The 19221-nt window shown below is 71.1% G+C and carries 24 protein-coding genes and 1 pseudogene; 10 read left to right on the top strand and 15 right to left on the bottom strand.

The annotated features are described in order from the left end of the window. Positions 1–42: 42 nt before the first annotated feature. Positions 43–993: an NADP-dependent oxidoreductase gene (locus ACIBZJ_RS21725; protein ID WP_395932225.1), complete on the top strand. Its 951-nt coding sequence runs from the start codon at positions 43–45 to the stop codon at positions 991–993. A gap of 75 nt (positions 994–1068) precedes the next feature. Here ACIBZJ_RS21725 and ACIBZJ_RS21720 read toward each other — a convergent pair whose 3' ends face one another. The 3 genes from ACIBZJ_RS21720 to ACIBZJ_RS21710 all read right to left on the bottom strand — a co-directional run bounded on the left by ACIBZJ_RS21720 (position 1069) and on the right by ACIBZJ_RS21710 (position 2513). After that, positions 1069–1530 carry a YdeI/OmpD-associated family protein gene (locus ACIBZJ_RS21720; RefSeq protein WP_395932223.1) on the bottom strand — a complete coding sequence of 154 codons (462 nt, stop codon included), beginning with the start codon at positions 1528–1530 and terminating at the stop codon, positions 1069–1071. A gap of 64 nt (positions 1531–1594) precedes the next feature. Continuing rightward, positions 1595–1954 (bottom strand): VOC family protein, encoded by a 360-nt coding sequence (locus ACIBZJ_RS21715; protein ID WP_395932221.1) that lies wholly within the window; start codon positions 1952–1954, stop codon positions 1595–1597. Then, on the bottom strand, positions 1947–2513 hold the full coding sequence (locus ACIBZJ_RS21710) for a hypothetical protein (protein ID WP_395932219.1): 567 nt from the start codon (positions 2511–2513) through the stop codon (positions 1947–1949). The genes ACIBZJ_RS21715 and ACIBZJ_RS21710 overlap by 8 nt, the downstream gene beginning before the upstream one ends. Positions 2514–2617: 104 nt before the next feature. Here ACIBZJ_RS21710 and ACIBZJ_RS21705 point away from each other — a divergent pair, with 104 nt between their 5' ends. Further along, positions 2618–3904, top strand: a complete 1287-nt coding sequence (locus ACIBZJ_RS21705) for a replication-associated recombination protein A (protein ID WP_395932217.1) — start codon at positions 2618–2620, stop codon at positions 3902–3904. 116 nt (positions 3905–4020) lie between these two features. Then, positions 4021–4674 (top strand): glycerophosphodiester phosphodiesterase, encoded by a 654-nt coding sequence (locus ACIBZJ_RS21700; RefSeq protein ID WP_395932215.1) that lies wholly within the window; start codon positions 4021–4023, stop codon positions 4672–4674. A gap of 92 nt (positions 4675–4766) precedes the next feature. Here ACIBZJ_RS21700 and ACIBZJ_RS21695 read toward each other — a convergent pair whose 3' ends face one another. Next, entirely contained in the window at positions 4767–5396 is a 630-nt protein-coding gene (locus ACIBZJ_RS21695) for a TetR/AcrR family transcriptional regulator (RefSeq protein WP_395932213.1), read from the bottom strand. A 177-nt stretch (positions 5397–5573) separates the two neighbouring features. On the opposite strand from ACIBZJ_RS21695, the gene ACIBZJ_RS21690 reads away from it, so the two are divergent. Together ACIBZJ_RS21690 and ACIBZJ_RS21685 are read left to right on the top strand one after the other, a co-directional pair. Continuing rightward, positions 5574–6368 (top strand): SDR family NAD(P)-dependent oxidoreductase, encoded by a 795-nt coding sequence (locus tag ACIBZJ_RS21690; protein WP_395932211.1) that lies wholly within the window; start codon positions 5574–5576, stop codon positions 6366–6368. A 1-nt stretch (position 6369) separates the two neighbouring features. After that, positions 6370–7881 (top strand): long-chain fatty acid--CoA ligase, encoded by a 1512-nt coding sequence (locus tag ACIBZJ_RS21685; RefSeq protein ID WP_395932209.1) that lies wholly within the window; start codon positions 6370–6372, stop codon positions 7879–7881. On the opposite strand, the gene ACIBZJ_RS21680 is transcribed toward ACIBZJ_RS21685, so the two are convergent. The 4 genes from ACIBZJ_RS21680 to ACIBZJ_RS21665 all read right to left on the bottom strand — a co-directional run bounded on the left by ACIBZJ_RS21680 (position 7878) and on the right by ACIBZJ_RS21665 (position 10983). Further along, positions 7878–8498, bottom strand: a complete 621-nt coding sequence (locus ACIBZJ_RS21680) for a TetR/AcrR family transcriptional regulator (RefSeq protein ID WP_395932207.1) — start codon at positions 8496–8498, stop codon at positions 7878–7880. The two genes, ACIBZJ_RS21685 and ACIBZJ_RS21680, sit on opposite strands and share 4 nt — an antisense overlap. Before the next feature lie 131 nt (positions 8499–8629). Next, positions 8630–9562, bottom strand: coding sequence for a matrixin family metalloprotease (locus tag ACIBZJ_RS21675; protein ID WP_395932205.1), 933 nt, complete (start codon positions 9560–9562; stop codon positions 8630–8632). A gap of 96 nt (positions 9563–9658) precedes the next feature. Further along, entirely contained in the window at positions 9659–9841 is a 183-nt protein-coding gene (locus ACIBZJ_RS21670) for a hypothetical protein (RefSeq protein ID WP_395932203.1), read from the bottom strand. Between the two features lie 65 nt (positions 9842–9906). Beyond that, entirely contained in the window at positions 9907–10983 is a 1077-nt protein-coding gene (locus ACIBZJ_RS21665; protein ID WP_395932201.1) for a YihY/virulence factor BrkB family protein, read from the bottom strand. Positions 10984–11138: 155 nt separating this feature from the next. Here ACIBZJ_RS21665 and ACIBZJ_RS21660 point away from each other — a divergent pair, with 155 nt between their 5' ends. Further along, entirely contained in the window at positions 11139–11648 is a 510-nt protein-coding gene (locus ACIBZJ_RS21660) for a DinB family protein (RefSeq protein WP_395932199.1), read from the top strand. Here the strand turns inward: ACIBZJ_RS21660 and ACIBZJ_RS21655 are convergent. The 4 genes from ACIBZJ_RS21655 to ACIBZJ_RS21640 all read right to left on the bottom strand — a co-directional run bounded on the left by ACIBZJ_RS21655 (position 11645) and on the right by ACIBZJ_RS21640 (position 14556). After that, the gene (locus ACIBZJ_RS21655) at positions 11645–11953 is read right to left on the bottom strand and encodes a hypothetical protein (protein WP_395932197.1); all 309 of its coding nucleotides are present in this window, start codon (positions 11951–11953) and stop codon (positions 11645–11647) included. The genes ACIBZJ_RS21660 and ACIBZJ_RS21655 overlap by 4 nt on opposite strands. 291 nt (positions 11954–12244) lie before the next feature. After that, positions 12245–12412: a hypothetical protein gene (locus tag ACIBZJ_RS21650; protein ID WP_395932195.1), complete on the bottom strand. Its 168-nt coding sequence runs from the start codon at positions 12410–12412 to the stop codon at positions 12245–12247. A 48-nt stretch (positions 12413–12460) separates the two neighbouring features. Beyond that, positions 12461–12919, bottom strand: a complete 459-nt coding sequence (locus ACIBZJ_RS21645; protein ID WP_395932193.1) for a group II truncated hemoglobin — start codon at positions 12917–12919, stop codon at positions 12461–12463. A gap of 14 nt (positions 12920–12933) precedes the next feature. Further along, positions 12934–14556, bottom strand: a complete 1623-nt coding sequence (locus tag ACIBZJ_RS21640) for a methyl-accepting chemotaxis protein (protein ID WP_395932191.1) — start codon at positions 14554–14556, stop codon at positions 12934–12936. Between the two features lie 144 nt (positions 14557–14700). On the opposite strand from ACIBZJ_RS21640, the gene ACIBZJ_RS21635 reads away from it, so the two are divergent. Next, positions 14701–15378 carry a histidine phosphatase family protein gene (locus tag ACIBZJ_RS21635; RefSeq protein ID WP_395932189.1) on the top strand — a complete coding sequence of 226 codons (678 nt, stop codon included), beginning with the start codon at positions 14701–14703 and terminating at the stop codon, positions 15376–15378. Between the two features lie 61 nt (positions 15379–15439). Here the strand turns inward: ACIBZJ_RS21635 and ACIBZJ_RS21630 are convergent, their stop codons facing one another. Further along, positions 15440–16303, bottom strand: a complete 864-nt coding sequence (locus ACIBZJ_RS21630) for an MEDS domain-containing protein (protein ID WP_395932187.1) — start codon at positions 16301–16303, stop codon at positions 15440–15442. Positions 16304–16378: 75 nt separating this feature from the next. Between ACIBZJ_RS21630 and ACIBZJ_RS21625 the strand changes: the two genes are divergently transcribed. From ACIBZJ_RS21625 to ACIBZJ_RS21615, 3 genes and pseudogenes are all read left to right on the top strand, one after another. Then, positions 16379–17029 carry a transglutaminase-like domain-containing protein gene (locus ACIBZJ_RS21625; protein ID WP_395932185.1) on the top strand — a complete coding sequence of 217 codons (651 nt, stop codon included), beginning with the start codon at positions 16379–16381 and terminating at the stop codon, positions 17027–17029. Next, positions 16987–17217, top strand: a pseudogene (locus ACIBZJ_RS21620) (alpha/beta hydrolase); the annotation flags it as partial. The gene ACIBZJ_RS21625 and the pseudogene ACIBZJ_RS21620, both read left to right, overlap by 43 nt. Before the next feature lie 3 nt (positions 17218–17220). After that, positions 17221–17991, top strand: a complete 771-nt coding sequence (locus ACIBZJ_RS21615; protein WP_395932183.1) for an oxidoreductase — start codon at positions 17221–17223, stop codon at positions 17989–17991. Positions 17992–18052: 61 nt separating this feature from the next. On the opposite strand, the gene ACIBZJ_RS21610 is transcribed toward ACIBZJ_RS21615, so the two are convergent. Together ACIBZJ_RS21610 and ACIBZJ_RS21605 are read right to left on the bottom strand one after the other, a co-directional pair. After that, the gene (locus ACIBZJ_RS21610; protein ID WP_395932181.1) at positions 18053–18337 is read right to left on the bottom strand and encodes a hypothetical protein; all 285 of its coding nucleotides are present in this window, start codon (positions 18335–18337) and stop codon (positions 18053–18055) included. Between the two features lie 56 nt (positions 18338–18393). Continuing rightward, complete coding sequence (locus ACIBZJ_RS21605) at positions 18394–19188, bottom strand: EI24 domain-containing protein (RefSeq protein ID WP_395932179.1); 795 nt, start codon at positions 19186–19188, stop codon at positions 18394–18396. Between the last annotated feature and the right edge of the window lie 33 nt (positions 19189–19221).

Here is a 19221-nt window from a genome sequence, read left to right as displayed (position 1 = left end):
GATTAGCTAACCGGACGGGGCGTTCCGTTAGCGTCGACGGGCATGAGAGCTGCGCAGTTTTCCGAGTACGGTCCGCCCGGTGTGATGCAGGTGACCGAGGTCGAGGAGCCGCACGCGGAGCCGGGTTCGATCCGCATCGCCGTGCGCACGTCCGCGGTCTCGGCCGGCGAGACGATGATCCGGTCGGGTGCGCTGCGCGAGATGGTGCCGGTCGAGTTTCCCTGGCGCACCGGGTTCGACGCGGCGGGTGTGGTCGACGAGATCGGCGCGGGGGTGTCGGGCGTCTCCCTCGGGGACGCGGTGTTCGGGTGGACGGCGACGGCCGCGCGGGGCGCCAACGCCGACTACGCGGTGCTGGTCGCGTGGGCGCCGAAGCCGGACGCGTGGACCTGGGAGGAAGCGGGCGGCGCGGCCGGTGCCGTCGAGACCGCGACCCGGGTACTCGACCGGCTGGAGGTGGGTGCGGGCCGGACCGTGCTGATCAACGGGGCCGCCGGTGGCACCGGTGCGGTCGCGGTGCAGATGGCGGTGGCGCGCGGGGCCCGGGTGATCGGCACCGCGCGAGCGGAGAACCACGAGTTCCTGCGGTCGCTGGGGGCGGAGCCGACGACCTACGGCCCGGGGCTGGCACACCGAGCCGGCGCGCTGGCACCGCACGGGGTCGATGCGGCGTTCGACTGCGCGACCGGTGCGCTGCCGGACCTGATCGCGCTCACCGGCGACCCCGGGCGTGTGGTGACGATCTCCGACTTCACGGCGGCGTCGCACGGCGTCCACCTGTCGCACGGGGCACCGTCCGACGACACCGGCGCGGCCGTCGGGGCCGGTGCCGACCCGCAGGCCGTGCACGGCCTGGACCTCGCGGTCTCGCTCGCCGCCGACGGACGGCTCCGGATACCGGTCGCGGCCACGTTCCCGCTCGGCCAGGCCGCCGCCGCCCACGAACTGAGCGAGAGCCGCCACGCCCGGGGAAAAATCGTCTTCGTGCACTGAACCGACCCGCACCGGGCCCCGCCCCCGCCGAACGGCCCGCCGCGGAACCGCCCGCGCTCGGGCGCGCAGGGGCGGTCAGCGGGTGCGGCCCTCGCGGACCATCTCGACGGTCTTGGCGACCCGGTCGGCGCGGGTCGCCTCGCGCTTGGCCTCGGTGACCCAGCGGACGTACTCCTTGCGGTGCGAGTACGCCATCGTGGCGAACGCCTTCTCGACGACCGGCTCGGCGGCCAGCGCCGCGGCCAGGTCGGCCGGGACCTCGACGGTCCGCTCCCCCGCGTCGGCCGCGATCTCGACGTCGTAGGTGGCGCCGAGCTCGACCCCGGCTTCGGCGCGAGCGGCCTTGGCCAGGCCGATCATGTTCTCGCCGCCCATCCGGGCCAGCCGCAGCGAAAGCGTGACGCCGTTGACCGTGACCCGGACCGGGAACGCCTTCTTGCCGTCGCCCAGCGCGGCGGCCTGCTCATCGGTGAGCACGAAGGCCCCCGCCGGGCCGCGCGGTTCGAGGGGCGCCGTCAGGTGGAGCGTCTGAGCCATGGCTGCACGGTACGCCGACGGGCGGCGATCGGGACGATCGACCAGATCAGCGGCATCAGGCGGCCTACGCCTCGGCCCAGACCCCGAGTTCGTTGCCGCTGGGGTCGGCGAAGTGGAAGCGGCGGCCGCCCGGGAACTCGTACGGGCCGTTCACGACCTGGCCACCGGCTTTCTCGACCGCTTCGGCCGACCGGTCGAGATCGGTGGAGAACAGCAGCACGAGCGGGCCGCCCGGGCGTACGGCGTCGCCGGCCGCGAGGCCGCCGACCTCACCGGACGGACCTCGGATGCCGGCGTACCCGGGCCCGTAGTCGTTGAACTGCCAGCCGAACGCCTCGCCGTAGAAGCGTTTGGCGGCCTCGAGGTCGGTGACCGTGAACTCGAGGTAATCGATCGCGTGGTGGCGGTGCGCCGGCTCAGTCATGGCTAGCATCGTGCCCCGGGGGTACGACAGAACCACCGAGGGCGTCCGCGGGTTCGAGGCGCGCGCCGACGGCGAGGTACGGGACGAACTCGCGGTCACCGTTCCGGAAGACGCGGTCGCGGACGCCGTCGAACAGTTCGCGGGCCCGGTCGAGGTGACCGAGGTGGAGCTCGGTGAACCCGAGGTTGTACGACTCGGAGTTCACGGCCTCGGGCCGCCCGAGTTCCTCGTTGAGCGCGATGCCGGCCAGATACCGCTCGCGGGCCAGCGCGTAGTCCCCCGACAGCCGGGCGACCGCGGCCAGCACGTGCCGGGGTCGTTCCTCGATCGCGCGGCTCTGCGTGGTCAGGGCCACCTCCAGGGCGGCGCGGGCCAGTTCCTCGGCGCGGGGCAGGTCGTTGCCGCGCAGGGCGACCCGCGACAGGGCGTACAGCGCCTCCACCTCGGCCGGGGCGTCGGCGGCGGCGCGGGCTCGGGTGGCCTCGGCCCGGGCCATCCTGGCGACCTCGTCGGTGTCGCCCCGGCGGAACGCCGACCGCACGTCGTCTTCGAACCCCACGGCGCTCCCTTCCGGGCCCGGCTGCTGCACCCAGGGGATCACACGGCCCGGGCCCGGCCCGACGGCAGGCGCGATTCGTCGGAGGGTGGACGTACGGTCGGCGCATGAACGATGCCCTGCCGCTCTTCGAGGACGACGGCTCGACGCGTCCGCTCGCCGACCGCGCGCGGCCGGCCGCTCTCGGCGAGGTCGTGGGCCAGGAGCACCTGCTGGGCTCGGACGCGCCGATCGGCCGGATGGTCGCGCAGCACCGGCTGGTCTCGATGATCCTGTGGGGGCCGCCCGGCTGCGGGAAGACGACGATCGCCCGGCTGCTCGCCGAGAGCAGCGATCTGGTGTTCGAGCCGCTCTCGGCCACGTTCTCCGGCGTCGCCGACCTGCGGAAGGTCTTCTCGGCCGCGACGAAGCGGCGCGAGATCGGCCAGGGCACGCTGCTGTTCGTGGACGAGATCCACCGTTTCAACCGCGCCCAGCAAGACAGCTTCCTGCCCTACGTCGAAGACGGCACCGTCGTGCTGGTCGGCGCGACGACGGAGAACCCGAGCTTCGAACTGAACGGCGCGCTGCTGTCGCGCTGCCAAGTGTTCGTCCTCAAACGCTTGGGGGACGAAGCGCTCCTGACGCTCCTCGCGCGGGCCGAGCAGCTCATCGGGCGCCCGGTGCCACTCACCGGCGACGCCCGCCAGGCCCTGATCGCGCTGGCCGACGGCGACGGACGGTACCTGCTGAACATGGTGGAACAGCTGCCCGAAGGCCCCGCGCTCGACGTGGCCCAGCTCGCCGCGCAGGTGCAGAAGCGGGCGCCGCTCTACGACAAGAAGCAGGAGGGGCACTACAACCTGATCTCGGCGCTGCACAAGTCGATGCGCGGCTCCGACCCGGACGCGACGCTGTACTGGCTGGCCCGCATGCTCGAAGGCGGCGAAGACCCGCTCTACGTCGCGCGCCGGCTCGTCGGGTTCGCCACCGAAGACGTCGGCATGGCCGACCCGCAGGCCGTCGCGCAGACGCTCGCCGCCTGGGACGTGTACGAGCGGCTGGGGTCGCCGGAGGGTGAGCTGGCGATCGCGCAGGCAGCGGTGTACCTGGCGACGGCGCCGAAGTCGATCTCGGTGTACCGCGGGTTCGGGCAGGCCCGGCAGCGGGCGCGGCAGACCGGGTCGCTGATGCCACCGGCGCACATCCTGAACGCACCGACCCGGCTGATGCGCGACATCGGGTACGGCGAGGGCTACCAGTACGACCCCGATACCGCCGACGGGTTCTCCGGCGCCGACTACTTCCCGGACGGGATGGAGCGCGAGACGTTCTACGAGCCGACCACCAACGGCAACGAGGCCGCGATCAGCGAGCGTCTGGCCCGCTGGAACGCCCTCCGGGCCCAACGCTGATCCGGGTCGCGGGCCCCCGGAGTTCGCCCGGACGTCACACCGCGAACCGCGGCCCGCAACGCAGCCGTCCATCCCGCCCGGATACCGTCGGAAGCCTCGACGGTAAGGAGGCCGAGGTGGCACCGTTGATCTCCGCGCACCGCGGCGGGCCGGAAGGCATCCACCGCCCCAACAGCCTGGAAGCGATCCGGGCCGCGGTCGACCTCGGCGTCGACCTGGTGGAGTTCGACGTCCGCCACGCGGCCGACGGATCGTTCGTCGTCGTGCACGACGCCCAGCCGCGCAGGGGCGAACGTCCGGCGAGCCTGCGTGCGGTCCTCGACGTCATCCGGGGCAGCCGGACGATCGCCCACGTCGACCTGAAAGAAACCGGCGGGGAGGCCGAAATCGCGCGGCAGTGCGAGCGCTACCTCGGCAGCGACGGGTTCTTCCTGACCACGCCCGAGGACGACAGCGTCCGGCTCCTCCGCGCGGAGCTGCCGCATCTGTCGGTCGCGCTGTCGCTGGGCAAGGTGCCGCCCGTGCGAGCCGTGCTGGCCGAGCTGTTCCCGGGCGGCCGCATCGCCCGGTGCTCGCCGACGATGCTGGCCGTCAACCACCACCTGGCCCGCGCGGGCCTGCTGCGCTGGGCCCACGAACGCGGCCTGCGGGTGCTGGCCTGGACGGTGAACACGCCCCGGCTCATCCAGTGGGCACAGGACGAGCCGCGGCTCTGGGCCTACACCACCGACCGCCCGCGCTACGCGCTCTCCCGCCGCGCCGCCGCCTGAACCGGCGGCCCACACAGCCGCCGCCCCTCCGAGCCGGCTGCCGCCCGAGCCGGCCGCCGCCCGAGCCGGCCGCCGCCCGAGCCGGCTGCCGTCTACGGCTGGGCGAGGAGGAACGGCAGGAACGTCCGGACCTGGGCGACGAGGTTGTCGAGCGCGCCCTCGCGGCCGGTGAGATGCCCGAGCAGCGCCTGCTGGAAAGCGCCGTCGAGCAGGCCGTACGCGGCCTGCGGTGTACACACCGGCGGACGGCCGCTCAGCTCGGCGTAGCGTTCGACGACCCGCCAGATCATCTCCTCCAGCGTCTTGTCGATCATCAGGACCGCCTCGCGCAAGCCCTCCTCGAACATGCTCTGGGTACGCAGGTCGTACCAGAGCCGGTGCATCGGCGCCTCGTCGACGATCGTCTCGACGAGCTTCGCCGCGAAAGCGTCCAGCAGCACGTCGGGGGCCGACGACCCCGCGATCACCTCGTCGTAGCGCGTCACGCAGCGGGCCTTGTAGTACCGCACGCAGTAGATGATCAGCTCGAGTTTGTCGGCGAAGTAATAGTGGACGACGCCGTGGCTGAACTCGGAGTTGTTGGCGATCTCGCGCAGGCTGCTGCGGGCGTACCCGAGCTCACCCAGCGTGCGCAGCGCGGACTCGGCCAGCTGATTGCGCCGCTCGTCGTGTTTGTCGTGTTTATCCGTGGGGGCTCCGCGGGCCGTGCGGGTCGCCGCCATGCTGCCTCCTCGAGTCTCCCGAAGCCGATCGTACGAGGTGCCACCCCCGCCGTCTTGACAGTTGACCAGAGAAATCCGGTCAGATGCCAGGACGCGTCTTGACAAGCGTCAAGCCTGTGGATTTACGTGGTGACCGCTGCCACAGCGGCCCCTCCTCATGACGCAATGGAGCGCCCCATGACTGTTTTCGACCTGACCGGACGCAAGGCTCTCGTCACCGGAGCGGCCCAGGGGCTCGGTGAAGGCATGGCGCAGGCGCTGGCCGCCGCCGGCGCGAAGGTCGTCGTCGCCGACCTGCAGGACGAGCTCGGCACCAAGGTCGCCGAGTCGCTCGGTGAGGGCCACGGCTTCGTGCACCTCGACGTCACCGACGACGCGAACTGGGAGTCCGCGGTGAGCACCGCCGCGTCGAAGCTCGGTGGGCTGGACATCGTCGTCAACAACGCCGGGGTCGAGATCACCAGCCTGATCGTCGACGTCGAGCCCGACCAGATCCGCAAGCAGCTCGAGATCAACCTGATGGGCACCACGCTGGGCATCAAGCACGCGTTCCGCACGATGCGGCCCGGCGGTATCGCCGGCAACGGCGGCGCGGTCATCAACGTCGCCTCGGTCGCCGCGACGATCGCGTTCCCCGGCATCGCCGTCTACTCGGCCACGAAGTCCGGAGTCGACCGGCTGACCCGGGTCGCGGCCGCGGAGTCGGGACGGCTCGGGTACGGCGTCCGGGTCAACGCGATCTACCCGGGGCTCGTCCCCACCGCGATGGGCGCCGGTCTGGCCAACGACTGCGCCCGGCTCGGGCTGTTCGGTTCGCCCGAGGAGGCCGTCGGCGCGGTCATCGCGCTCACCCCGTCGGGCCGGCTCGGCGAGGTCGCCGACATGGCCGACGCGGTCGTGTTCCTCGCGTCCGACGGCTCCCGTTTCGTCAACGGCGCGGGCCTGCCGGTCGACGGCGGAATGGGCATGTGACGTGCGCCTGGTCGAGTACCTCGACAAAGGGGCATCGCTCGGCCCGGACGCCCCCTGCCTGACGGCCGACGGGCGGTCCAGCACGTATGCGGAGGTGCAGGAGCTCAGCGTCCGCATCTCCGCGGGCCTGGTCCGGCGCGGCGTGCGGCCCGGCGACAAGGTCGCGATCCTCTCGGCGAACGATCCGATCGCGTTCACCTGCGTGTTCGGCATCAGCCGGGCCGGTGCGGTCTGGTGCCCGATCAACCCGCGCAACGAGGCCGCCGAGAACCGCGAACTGCTCGAGCTGTTCGAGTGCACGGTGCTGATCTTCCAGGAGCACTTCGCACCGCTCGTCCGGCAGATCCGGGGCGACCTGCCCGGACTGACGACGCTGGTCTGCCTGGACGCCACGGTCGAGGGCGCCCTGTCCTGGGACGAGTTCGTCACCGACGGCGACAACGACCGGCCCTCGGACGACGACCTGGCGATGATCGTCGGCACCGGCGGCACCACCGGGCGTCCCAAAGGTGTCATGCTCACCGGGGCCAACCTCGAGGCGATGACCGCGCTCACGCTGATGAGCTACCCGTTCGAGGGACGCCCGACCTACCTCGCGCTGGCCCCGCTGACCCACGCGGCCGGGGTGCTGTGCTTCCCGGTGCTCTCGCTGGGCGGCGAGATCGTCGTGATGCGCACGCCTGACGTCGGAGAGTTCCTCGGTCACGTCGAACGCCACCGCGTCACGCACACGTTCCTGCCGCCGACGCTGATCTACATGGTTCTCGATCATCCGGCGCTCTCCGCCACGGACCTGACCAGCCTGCAGTGCTTCTGGTACGGCGCGGCGCCGATGTCGGCGGTCCGGCTCGCCGAGGCACTGGACCGGATCGGCCCGATGGGCCAGCTCTTCGGGCAGACCGAAGCGCCGATGATGATCTCGACGCTGGCTCCCCGCGACCACTTCCGGGACGACGGATCGGTCGCCACTGAAAGGCTCTCCTCGGCCGGACGACCGACACCGCTGGTGACGGTCGCGGTGATGGCCGAGGACGGCGCCCTGCTCCGGAGGGGTGAGCGGGGCGAGATCGTGGTGCGCGGCTCGCTGGTGATGCGTGGCTACTACCGAAACGTAGAGGCCACGCACGCCGCGAGCGCGTACGGCTGGCACCACACCGGTGACATCGGCTATCTCGACGACGACAACGTCCTGTTCATCGTCGACCGGGCCAAGGACATGGTGATCACCGGTGGCTTCAACGTCTACTCGACCGAGGTCGAGCAGGCGGTCCTGGCGCACCCGGCCGTCCAGGATTGTGCGGTGATCGGGCTGCCGGACGAGAAGTGGGGTGAGCGGGTCACCGCCGTCGTGCAGTTGCGGCGTGGGTACGAGCTCGACCCGAAGGAGCTCACCGCGTTCGTCAAGCAGCGCATCGGCAGCGTGAAGACGCCGAAGCAGGTCGAGATCTGGCCCGACCTGCCACGTTCCAAGGTCGGGAAGATTCTGAAGAACGAGATCAAGAAGCAGTTCTAGGAGGAAGGCTTCGCTACGCCGCGGACGAAGATGTCCCAGAATTGGTAGGCGATCTCCCGCGGCCGTAGCGGCCCACCGGTGCGGTACCACTGGTACGCCCAGTTGCACATGCCGAACAACCCGAGCGCGGTCAGCCGCGGTTCGAGATCGCGGAACACGCCGCTGGTGACGCCGGCCTCGATCGTGCGGGTGACGGCCTCCTCGTAGCGGTCACGCTTCGCGCGCATGCCCGGCCGGGCGGCGTCCGGAAGTTCGCGGTGGTGCTCGAAGAAGACGCGCAGGTGACCGTGGTGGGTCTCCATGAGTTCGAGGATGTCGACCATCACTTCCAGCAGCATCTGCTCGGGCGGCAGCCCGGCCCGCCGCCGCCGCTCCTCCTTCGCCAGCAGGAGGTCGATGAACTCCTCGTGGATCGAGCTGAGGATCTCTTCCTTGCTGCGGAAGTAGTGGTAGAGCGTCGGCTTGGCGATGCCGACCGTCTTCGCGATGTCGTCCATCGACGTCCGGCTGTAGCCGTCGCGGTCGAACAGCCCGGCCGCCGCGGTGATGATCTCCCGCCTGCGGTCGTCGAGGCTCATCTGCCTGCGGGCGGACCGGACCGTCTTCGGGTTGGCCATCGAGGTACGTGCCCTTCCGGTGAACGCGGTGGTCGACCGCCGTGAGAGGCACAGTAGCCCGGAGGGAAGACAGAAACGGCGGCCCGTCGGCGCGAGGGGCGCCGGCGGACCGCCGTGGTTCGTGGGGTGGTTCAGCGCGTGCCGTACATCGCCTTCAGGCCGGCGTAGTCGCCGAGGCCGAGGGTGCGCTTGCCCGCGGTGCAGGCCGAGAGGGCCGGGGTCATGACGGCGCTGGCGTGGGCGGTCTGGTCGACGTGGTCGAGACCCAGCGAGTGGCCACGCTCGTGCAGGACAACCGACTGCAGGTCGTACGCGCCGTCGCAGTTGGCCGTCGTGGTGAAGAACTTGTACTGGGTGTTGAGCGCGGTGTCGGTGCCGGTGGCGGTCTTCACGCCGTTGACCGTCTTGAAGTAGGTGCAGGTCATGCCGAGCCAGCGGCCCGAACCGGCGACCCAGCCGGTGACGTTGCGACCGTCGTTGCCGGTGCAGTTGCCGGCGGCACCGACCTGCGGAGCAGCCGCGGTCTGGCCGACGTAGGCCGGGGCCAGGCCGATCGACTTCTGGCCACAGGCCGAGGTGAGCGAGGTGGTGGCGGCGCTGATCGCTGAGCCGGCGGTGGCGGCGACCGCGGCCGGGGCACCGGCCGGGTTGTAGAACCACTTGAAGTCGTTGAGCTTCCAGCCGGCCAGCGAGTAGGCCGAGTCGGTGCAGGTCTTCGCGGCGTTGGCCCGGGCGGTGCTGGGGGCCGCGGCCTGAGCGGTGTGGCGCTCGGCGTCGGTCTTGACGACGACCGAGCCGTCGGCGGAGCGGCTCACGGTCAGCGAGATCTCGCCGGAGGTGCTCTGGGCGGCGGCCTGGACGCCCTCGCCGGCGGCGGGGATGCGGACCGAGATGCCCTTGTAGGAGATGCTCTGGCCGGTGCGGACGACGTCAGCGGCGTGCGTCTCGGCGGCAACAGGAGCAGCGATGCCTGCGGTGACCGCGACGGCGGCGGCGAGGGCAGCGAGCGCGGCGACCGGGGCGGTCGGGGCGGAGGCGGTCCGGAAGTTCAGCAGGTTACGCATGCCCTCTATGTCGGGAGGGCCGAGTGCGCGGGACGGTGCGGAAAAGTTTCGGCTCGGGAGCCGCGGCTCCCGCCCCGCCGACGGCCCCGCCCCCGCCTAGTGCAGGGCGTCGGCGACGGTTCCGCGGAGCCAGCGGTGCGCCGGATCGGCGTCCAGGCGGGCGTGCCGGAGTTGCCCGACCTCCACGTCGGGCAGCCCGGCCTCGACCGGGAACCACCCCAGGCCGAGCCCGCCGGAGCCCCGCCGGCGGGCGTCCGCGTTCGTCAGCGGCGCCGACACCGGGTTACCGGTAGTCGGCGCCGCCGTCTTCGTCCTCGTCGGGCTAGTGGTGCTGCAGGCGCGCGTCAGTGCTCGCCGAGACCTCGTTCGCTCCCCTTCTTGAGCTTCCGGTCGTCCCGGAGCTCCAGGAACGGCTCGTCGGTCGGGTCGTGGCCCGCGGCCGCGGCCCGGCCCCGTTCGAGTTCGGCGTCCAGTTCCGCGCCGAGCAGGATCGCGAGGTTCGAGATCCACATCCAGACCAGGAACGCGATGACGCCGCCGAGCGTCCCGTAGGTCTTGTTGTAGTTGGCGAAGTTCGCGAGGTACAGCGCGAACACGACCGACACCACGATCCACAGGACGACGGCGAACAGCCCGCCGGGGCTGACCCACCGGAAGCCGCCGGTCTTGGCGTTCGGGGAGGCCCAGTAGAGGATCGCGAACATCAGGCTGATCAGGATCAGCAGCACCGGCCACTTCGCGATGTTCCAGGTGGTGACCGCGGCCGAGCCGATGTGGAGCGCGTCGCCGACGACCCGGGCGAGGTCACCGGTGAAGATGACGATCGCGGCCGAGGCGATCAGCATCACGCCGACGACCGCGGTCACGCCGACCCGGATCGGCAGCGTCTTCCAGATCGGCCGGCCCTCCGGGACGTCGTACACGGCGTTCGACGCGCGCATGAACGCGGCGACGTAGCCGGAGGCCGACCAGAACGCGGCGAGGATACCGACGACCGCGGCGAGTCCGGCGGCCCCCGGGTCCTGGACCTGGTCGAGGACCGTACCGACGAGCTTCTGCAGCTCCGCGTTCGGCGCGAGGTCGTTGACCGCGTCCTGGACGGTCTTCTGGCCGTTGTCGCTGAGCATGCCGAGCAGCGACACGATGACCAGCAGGCCGGGGAAGATCGAGAGCACCCCGTAGTAGGTCAGTGCGGCGGCCCAGTCCGACAGGTTGTCGCTGGAGTACTCCTTGAACGTGCGTCTGAGCGCCGCGAACAGGCCCTTGCCCTTCAGCGCGGTGGGGCTGTCGGGACCGGCGTCCGGCGGGACCGTGCTCAGATCGTTGGGCGTGTCGTCGCCGGTGCGGGTAGTCGCGGCCGCATCGACGTCGAGCTGGTCGCGCTCGTCGTGGTCGTCGTCTTTGCGGTGCCCCAGCTTCATCGTGGGTCCTCCCCCAGCCGGGCGCCGGTCCGATACCGGCGCCACCCGGCGGGGTCATACCCAGTCGTCCGCCGGACAGTCCGGCCGAAGATCGTTACGGACGGTGTCACGCACCGTGTGAGGTTAGAGTGCTGCGGGCGAGCGGGAGGAGTGGCGTGGAAGACGACCTACGGGTAGGACCGCCGGTGACCGGGAGCGAGCGCGAGACGCTGCGCGGGTATCTCGAGTACCACCGGGCGACGCTCGCGATGAAATGCGCCGGCCTGACCGACGAGCAGCTGCGCGAGCAGTCGATGCCGCCGTCGACGCTCTCGCTGCTGGGGCTCGTGCGGCACCTGGCCGAAGTCGAGCGGACGTGGTTCCGCCGGGTCTTCGAGGAGCCGGGCATCCCGCTGGTGTGGTCGGACGAGATGGACTTCCAGGCCGCCTACGACGCGAGCGGCTCGAACCGTTCCGAGGCGTTCTCGGCCTGGATCAGCGAGATCGAGCACTCCCGCCGGATCGAGCGGGCGGCCCCGTCGCTGGATCACGTCGGGCACCAGCCGCGCTGGGACGAGGACGTGTCGCTGCGGATGGTGATGATCCACGTCCTGCTGGAGTACGGCCGCCACAACGGACACGCGGACCTCCTCCGCGAGGGCGTCGACGGCGCGGTCGGGGCCTAGCGGCCAGCCGGGGCCCAGCGGCCGGCCGGGGCCCAGCGGCCGGCCGGGGCCCAGCGGCCAGCCGGGGCCCAGCGGCCAGCCGGGCCCCGCGACCGCCGGGTCAGCGTCCCAGGAACCCCACGCCGGACGTCCGCCGGCCGGCCGGACCCGGCGGGCGTGCAGGTAGCGCACGGCGACGTCACCAGCTCTCCCGGTCGCGGCACCCGCGCGGCCAGGCCGGTCAGCACGCTGCGGTGCAGCACCGGCCCGGGGTAGGTGCCCCGCACCAGGCCCGGCTCGTCCGGCGGACCGTCGAGGTTGTCCACCCCGTTGTCGGGCCGGGCGTACTCCTGCGACGTGCGGGGCGAGCCGCCGTACCGCCATCAGCCCGTCGGCCAGCCCGTCGGCCAGCGCGGGCGACACCCGCTGGGCGACGTAGAACCCGAGCGCCGAGTCGCCGACCGGCACCTCCCGCCGCGGCCGTGCGCACGCCGTGACGATCGCGTCCGCGACGACGTCGGGCGCGTAGACCGGCGGCGGCGGCTTCGGGTGGACGCCGAGTTTGCTGCGTCCGTGGTCGTAGAGCGGGGTGTCGATCGCGGCCGGGAGCACGGTCGTCACCGAGACCGGCACACCGATTTGGCCCGCTCGATCCGGAGCGCGTCGTAGAACGCCAGCAGCGCGAACTTGCTCGCGCTGTACGGCGCCTGCAGCGGCACCGCACGGATGCTCCCCACCGACGAGGCGCCCGTGACGACGACCTGGTCCTCCACCGGCTTCACCATGGCGACGCTCTACCCCGCGTCGACGTACCTACGCCGAGCTGCGTCGATTCACGGCTGGTAGGGAGGCGCCACTCCCCAGCCCCACTTCGGAACTGGTGCCTCCTGCATGACGTCGGCACCGGGCGCGGAGTTCGCCAGCGCGAGCCGCGTCCCCCACTCGACGTAGCCGACGAACGCGGCCCGGAACTCCGGATCGGCCGGGAGGCCGGCGTCGTCGGCCGCCAGGCTCATCAGTGACGCGAACCGGAACCGCTGATCGGGCGAGATCCCCAGGTTCACGTGTTTGTTCACCATGTGGTGGTAGCCGCCGTACTGCCCGGAGTACTCCGGCGGCCCGCCGAACACCTCGCGCCACCAGGCGATCACGTGCACCCGGTGCTCTTCCGACACCCCGCCGGGAAATAACGGCGAGAGCAGCGGATCCTTCTCCACCCGGTCGTAGAACGCGTTGATCAGGCGCTCGAAAGCCTCGGCGCCGCCGGCCCAGTCGTATAGCGTCGGAGTCACGTGTAACACTGTAATCAAATTCGGAAGCGCGACACCAGAGTCTGCAGATCCGACGACATCCGAGACAGTTCCTCCGCCGAGCGCTGCGTGTCGGCGACCGACGAGGTCGTCGTCTGCGCCGCCGCCGCCACGCTCGCGATGTTGTCCGCGATGCTGGTCGACCCGGTCGACGCTTCCGTGATCGAGCGGCTCATCTCGTTCGTGGTCGCGGTCTGCTCCTCCACCGCGGACGCGATCGTCATCTGGTAGTCGTTGATCTGGGCGATGATCCCGGAGATCTCCGAGATCGCCGCCACGGCCGACTCGGTGTCGGCCTGGATCGCCTCGACCCGCTTCGAGATGTCCTCGGTCGCCTTCGCCGTCTCCTGGGCGAGGTCCTTGACCTCGTTCGCGACGACCGCGAAGCCCTTACCCGCCTCGCCCGCCCGCGCGGCCTCGATCGTGGCGTTCAGCGCCAGCAGGTTCGTCTGCTCGGCGATGCTCGTGATCACCTTGACCACGTTCCCGATCTCCACCGACGACTCGCCGAGCTTGGCGACCGTCGCGTTCGTCGCCGCGGCGGCGTCCACGGCCTGCGACGCGACGCCCGCCGCGTCGTTCGCCGACTGCGAGATCTCGCGGATCGCGGAACCCATCTCCTCGGTGCCCGCCGCGACCGTCTGCACGCTGCGGGAGACGTCTTCCGACGCCGACGCCAGCACGCTGGTCTGCGCGGACGTGTCCATCGCGGTACCGGAGATCGACTCGGCCGACGCGGTGAGCTGACGAGAGGAGTCCGACAGCGTCCGCGCCGAGTCCGACAGTGCCGTCACGGTCTGGCGGATCGACTCGATCGCCCGGTTCACCGCGGACGCCATCCGGCCGACCTCGTCGCCGGAGTCGACCGGCGCGTGCTGGGTCAGGTCACCGTCGGCGACCCGGTTGAGCGAGTCCTCGACCCGGCCCAGGCGCCGGCTGATGCCCCGTCCGATGACGACGGCGATCGCCACCGCGATGATCAATCCGACGACCAGCACGATCGCGATGAGCGTCCGGGCGCTACTCGCCGACGAGTGCGCGCCGCTCGCCGCGGTCGTGGCCTGATCGGACTCGAAGTTGTTCAGCGCCGCCATCGTCGTGGTGAACGCCTTCTCCACCCGCGCGAACTCGGCGCTCTGCGCGGCGGTGTTCGCGGGCGCGTTGATCCCGGCCGGCAACGGATCCTTGAACAGGATGTTGTTCGCCAGGGCCACGTAGGTCGTGAAGGCCTCGTCGAAGTCGGAGACCTGCTTCTTCCACTCCGCCGCGCCGCTCGGGTGCGCCTTGAACTCGGCGAACGCCGTGCTGACCGTCTCCTGCCCCTTCTTGACCTGCTGTTCGGTGGTGGTGTCGGTCGGTGCCACGTAGATGTTGAGGATCCCGCGGTACATCTTCGCGAGGCCGGTCTCGATGTCCACCATCGCGTTCAGCCGAGCGATGTTGTTGTCCTTGACCTCTTGGATCCGATTGTCGAGCGTGCCGAGGCGCGCCCAGGCCAGTCCACCGGTGACCAGCGCGACGACCGCGACGATGGCGACCGAGAGCAGAATCTTCTGCCCGACTCCGAGACCGCCGAGACGGCCTCCCGCACCTGTGTTCGACTCCGACGAGCTGGTCATACGTGCTCCGACCTCGCGCAATCGGCTTACGCCGATCGTCCGACAGTTCTCCGTTCCGATCGGCGGGGAAGGGACATCGCTGAGGTTTTTGCACCGCGGGCGCAACCGATCGGCTCCGGAGAGCCGTTTGGGAGAATGGACCGCATGCGCCTGATCCTGATCCGCCACGGCCAGACCCCGTCGAACGTCGCCCAGCTGCTCGATACGGGAACGCCCGGACCAGGTCTCACGGAGCTCGGCTCCGAACAGGCGGCCGCGCTACCGGCCGAGCTGTCGGGCGAACCCATCGAGATCATCTACGTCTCCACCCTCGTTCGGACGCAACTCACGGCGGCGCCGCTGGCCGAGGCGTTCGGCCTCGAACCGCGCATCCGCGCGGGCATTCGGGAAGTCGAGGCGGGCGACCTCGAGATGCTCGGCGACCAGGCGTCGGTGCGGACGTATCTGACGACCACGTTCGCGTGGACGGCCGGCGACCTCGCCCTGCGTATGCCCGGCGGCGAGAGCGGTACCGAAGCGCTCGGCCGCTTCGACGCGGTCGTCGAGGAGGCGGCGGGCACCGGCGCACAGACCGTCGCGCTGGTCAGTCACGGCGCGGCGATCCGGATGTGGGTCGCGGCCCGGGCGTCCAACATCGCGGTGGAGTACGCGGCCGAGCACGCGCTGAGCAACACCGGAATCGTGATCGTCGAGGGCTCCCCCGCCGGCGGGTGGAACGCGACGAGCTGGGAAGGAAAAGCCGTCGAGCTGCCCGACGACCTGGGCTCCGCGGAAGACAGCGGTCCCGCGGGCCAGGCCCTGGACGAGCCGGCCGAGGCTTAGCCTCGACCCGAGGTCGAGCCGCTTCCACCGGCGGCGGCCAGGCCCGACCCTCGGCTCGGGGTCAGGTGCACGGCTCGCTCGGAGAGACCTTCACCCCGGAGGTGTCGTTCAGCCCCAGGTGCTGGAACAGGAGGGCGACGACACCGTGACATCCGACGATCCGGACCAGTCCGGACGTGCGGGTGGCCAAGGAGCTCACCGCCGCTGCGACGGACACGTCGGCAAAATGTAGCTCGCTCACGTCTAAGACCAGCTCACTGCAGTTGTCGGGTCGTGCGTCGAGGGTTGCGTTCAGCGCCGACTGCACGGCGTTCCGGTTGCTGATGTCGGCCTCCCCGTGGAACGCGATCCCATAGGGCCGGTACGTACGCCGCATCCGTAGCTGAGGGGCTACCGGCGGATGCCGGGTGGTCGCGGGGTGCGACTGGATAATTGATCGCATCAGCCCGGGATCCATGCCCCGCCGCTCGTAGAGACACGCGCCGAAGGCGCGCCCGTCCAACGCCAAGGCGTTGACCGCGGCCTCGTAGTCCGCAAGGCCCGCGGTGTCGACCGACGGCGACACCGCCCACGTCATGTCGGCGGCCACCCGTAGCCCCGAGTATCCGGCGGCGAGAGCCCCGTCGATGGCACCGGCCATCGCTTCGAAGACCCTCGGATTGAAGCGGTGGTCCGCCAGGTACAACTCGCGGGCCGGCAGCACCTGAAGTTGCCCGGAGTCCAACCCTGCCGCCGCACCGTCGATCCGCTCGGTCAGTACCTCCTCCACAGCGGCCGGCGGCGGGGATACGCTCAGGACCATCACCATCTGCCCGCCGGCGAGGCCGTCTGCCGCCACTGCGAGCATCGTTGCCAAACGCTGCTCAGCGGTTGAAGTGAGCACGCAAATGTGATCACCGAGGTCGAACGAGTCGCTCCGAGACATTGAGCCCACCCCCATGACGACGGGTGCACGCGGACGGCTCCCCTCGGCGTCCTAGCCGACAGGACATCCGGCGTGATGGACTCATCGATCGTAGCGATCTGGCACCGGCTCAGCTGCCCCGCTTCCGGGCGCCGACAACGAGATCCGCCGTATGCCGGCACGTCCGAGCGGGGTCGTCCGGGCAGTCAGTCGTGCCGCCGTTTCGGGCGGCAGTCCTCCGCCGGGCCTAAGCTCGGGCGGGTGCCGATCGACTACGCCACGCCCGGTCCGTTCACGACGCTCGACGGTGTTCCGGCCGCGGCGCTGGAGCCGATCGCGTCCTCTCCGGTCGACATCTGCCGTCCGGTGCACGGGCTGGTGGTCCAGCCCGGTGACGCCGAGGCCTCCGGGCTGCCGGCCGACCGGCTCGGGGAGAAGAACCTCCGGCCCGCGGCCTCGATCGCCGCGCTCCTGCTCGAACTCGACCCGGCCCCGCTCTCGGCCACCCGCGAGCCCCTCACCCGGGTGGTGGGAACCTGCCGCCACTACGCGGTGCTCGCGTGCGCGCTGCTGCGCTCCCGAGGCATTCCGGCGCGGGCCCGGTGCGGGTTCGCCACGTACTTCCGGCCGGGCCAAGGCCTCGACCACTGGATCACCGAGTACCACGACGACGACCGGTGGGTACGCGTCGACGCCGAGGCGATGAGGTGGACACCGGCAACCAGTCGCGCGGCCCGCTGCTGCTGATCACCGGCGGCCGCGACCACACCGTCCCGGGGGCGGTCACCCGGTCGACGGCCAAGCAGTACCGGCACTCCGAGGCGGTCACCGATCTCCTGGAGTTCCCCGACCGCGGCCACTCGCTGACGATCGACCACGGCTGGCGCGAGGTGGCCGACGCGGCGCTGACCTGGCTGAACCAGTACGGTCTCTGAACCATGGACCTGAATCTGTCCGGAAAGACCGCGGTGGTGACCGGCGCGAGCAAGGGCATCGGGCTGGCCATCGCGACCGCACTCGCCGCCGAGGGCGCCCAGGTCGTCGCCGGCTCCCGCGCGGCCGGCCCCGACCGGCCCGGGGTGCGCTACGTCGCCGTCGACCTGTCCACTCCGGACGGGCCCGGCACACTCGTCGAGGCCGCAGTCGAGATGTTCGGCGGGCTGGACGTCGTCGTCAACAACGTCGGTGGCGCGCGCCCGCGCACGGGCGGGTTCCTGTCGGTCACCGACGACGACTGGATCTCGACGCTCAACCTCGACCTGCTGGCCGCCGTCCGGATGACGCGAGCAGCGGTGCCGCACCTGCTCAGCCGAGGCGGCGGCAGCATCGTCACGGTGAGCTCGGTGAACGCGACGCTGCCGGATCCGCTCGTCATCGACTACAGCGCGGCCAAGGGCGCGCTGACGAACTTCTCGAAGTCGGTGTCGAAGGAGTTCGGGCCGCACGGGATCCGGGTCAACACGGTCAGCCCTGGTCCGGTCGGCACCGACCTCTGGCTCGGGGAGCACGGGGTGGCCGCGACCGTCGCCGGCAAGACCGGGGGCGACCCGGCCGCGGTCGCGAAGGCCGCGGCCGGAGACTCGGTCACCGGCCGGTTCACCCGGCCGGAGGAGGTCGCGGACCTGGTCGCGTTCCTGGCCGGCGACCGCGCCACGAACATCACCGGTGCCGATTTCACGATCGACGGCGGCCTGGTGACCACCGTCTAGAACGGCCGGCGAGGGCGATCGAGTTCACGGACGCCCTCGCCGTCCGTCCCGGCGGTGCGGGCTAGCCGCGATCCGCGATCGGGTCCCGGTCCCGCAGCCAGGCCAGGGCCAGGCCCTTGCCGATCGCGACCGTGGTCAGCTCCGTCCCGGGGTCGGCGCCGACCAGGGCCAGGAACTCGGCCACCTCGTCGTGCTCGGCCGCCGCGACCCGGACGAGCATCGCCAGCAGTTCCGCGGTCTCCGGCTCCAGGTTGCGCCGCCGCCGGAGGCGATCGGCCTCCCCCGCGTCGTGACGCCCGCCCTCGGCGTACAACGAGTCCAGCCGCGCGCGGAGAACGCCGTCCATCAGCTCTTCGGCGGGGTCGGCGGGGTCGGCACGGTCGGAGCGCCTGGCGAACGTCGCTACTCGATCGGCTGGCCGTGGACGCGCCGGGTCAGCAGTGTCCCGCCCGCGATCGCGGCCGGGATCACGATGATGTTCGCGAACGGGATCAGCGACAGCGCCGCCACCGGGATGCCGAACCCGAGCGCCAGTGCCCGGTTCTTCCGCAGCATCGTGCGCCGCTCGGTCAGGAAGATCCCCCGCCGGTTGAACGGGATACCGGTCAGGTCGGTGGTCAGCAACCACCCGCCGATGATCAGCCCCAGGATCGGCGCCAGCACCTGCCCGACGAACGGGATCAGCCCGATGAGCAGCACCGGGATCGCCAGCACGAGTTGCGTCCCGATCACCCGGATCGAGTCGCCCGCGTTGCGCGGCAACGTGCGGTACCAGGGCAGTTCGGGGTGGTCCACCGCGCCGAGCCGCCGCTCGATCTCCTCGGAGATCTTCTCGTAGAACGGGTCTCCGATGATCAGCGTCAGCGCGGTGTAGGTCACGACCGCGAGCCAGAGCGCCCCGATCACGATCGCGGCCTCGATCAAGATCCGCACCGCGGTCCGCGCGTCGCTCGACCAGCCCGACGCGAACCACCCGGTGATCCCGTCGCCGATGTCGTCGAGGAACACCAGCAGCAGGATGAACGCGGCCAGCATCACGACGAACGCGATCACCGCCGGGATCAGCCCGAGCAGCAGCAGCCCGGGGTACTTCCCGTACATCCCGAACCCGCGCCCGAGCAGCCGCAGCCCCCAGACGAACTCGGACCCGGCGCTCGGCCGAGTGGCAGGCGAGGAAGGTGGCATCCCGGCGGTCACGCGCCGGAGCCTATCCGCAGGCCACTCGCCTCG

Origin of the sequence: Cryptosporangium sp. NPDC051539 (genome assembly GCF_044454545.1) — a bacterium.
Classification (GTDB): domain Bacteria; phylum Actinomycetota; class Actinomycetes; order Mycobacteriales; family Cryptosporangiaceae; genus Cryptosporangium.
The sequence above is the reverse complement of the archived record's forward strand: the minus strand, read 5'-3'. Positions and strand labels throughout refer to the sequence as shown.

Coding starts and splice junctions, on each gene's coding strand:
- ACIBZJ_RS21675 (WP_395932205.1), bottom strand. CDS start 9,562: ATGCGTAACCTGCTGAACTTCCGGACCGCCTCCGCCCCGACCGCCCCG.
- ACIBZJ_RS21725 (WP_395932225.1), top strand. CDS start 43: ATGAGAGCTGCGCAGTTTTCCGAGTACGGTCCGCCCGGTGTGATGCAG.
- ACIBZJ_RS21690 (WP_395932211.1), top strand. CDS start 5,574: ATGACTGTTTTCGACCTGACCGGACGCAAGGCTCTCGTCACCGGAGCG.
- ACIBZJ_RS21630 (WP_395932187.1), bottom strand. CDS start 16,303: ATGTCTCGGAGCGACTCGTTCGACCTCGGTGATCACATTTGCGTGCTC.
- ACIBZJ_RS21720 (WP_395932223.1), bottom strand. CDS start 1,530: ATGGCTCAGACGCTCCACCTGACGGCGCCCCTCGAACCGCGCGGCCCG.
- ACIBZJ_RS21715 (WP_395932221.1), bottom strand. CDS start 1,954: ATGACTGAGCCGGCGCACCGCCACCACGCGATCGATTACCTCGAGTTC.
- ACIBZJ_RS21650 (WP_395932195.1), bottom strand. CDS start 12,412: ATGGTGAAGCCGGTGGAGGACCAGGTCGTCGTCACGGGCGCCTCGTCG.
- ACIBZJ_RS21705 (WP_395932217.1), top strand. CDS start 2,618: ATGAACGATGCCCTGCCGCTCTTCGAGGACGACGGCTCGACGCGTCCG.
- ACIBZJ_RS21640 (WP_395932191.1), bottom strand. CDS start 14,556: ATGACCAGCTCGTCGGAGTCGAACACAGGTGCGGGAGGCCGTCTCGGC.
- ACIBZJ_RS21665 (WP_395932201.1), bottom strand. CDS start 10,983: ATGAAGCTGGGGCACCGCAAAGACGACGACCACGACGAGCGCGACCAG.
- ACIBZJ_RS21615 (WP_395932183.1), top strand. CDS start 17,221: ATGGACCTGAATCTGTCCGGAAAGACCGCGGTGGTGACCGGCGCGAGC.
- ACIBZJ_RS21625 (WP_395932185.1), top strand. CDS start 16,379: ATGGACTCATCGATCGTAGCGATCTGGCACCGGCTCAGCTGCCCCGCT.
- ACIBZJ_RS21635 (WP_395932189.1), top strand. CDS start 14,701: ATGCGCCTGATCCTGATCCGCCACGGCCAGACCCCGTCGAACGTCGCC.
- ACIBZJ_RS21680 (WP_395932207.1), bottom strand. CDS start 8,498: ATGGCCAACCCGAAGACGGTCCGGTCCGCCCGCAGGCAGATGAGCCTC.
- ACIBZJ_RS21610 (WP_395932181.1), bottom strand. CDS start 18,337: ATGGACGGCGTTCTCCGCGCGCGGCTGGACTCGTTGTACGCCGAGGGC.
- ACIBZJ_RS21695 (WP_395932213.1), bottom strand. CDS start 5,396: ATGGCGGCGACCCGCACGGCCCGCGGAGCCCCCACGGATAAACACGAC.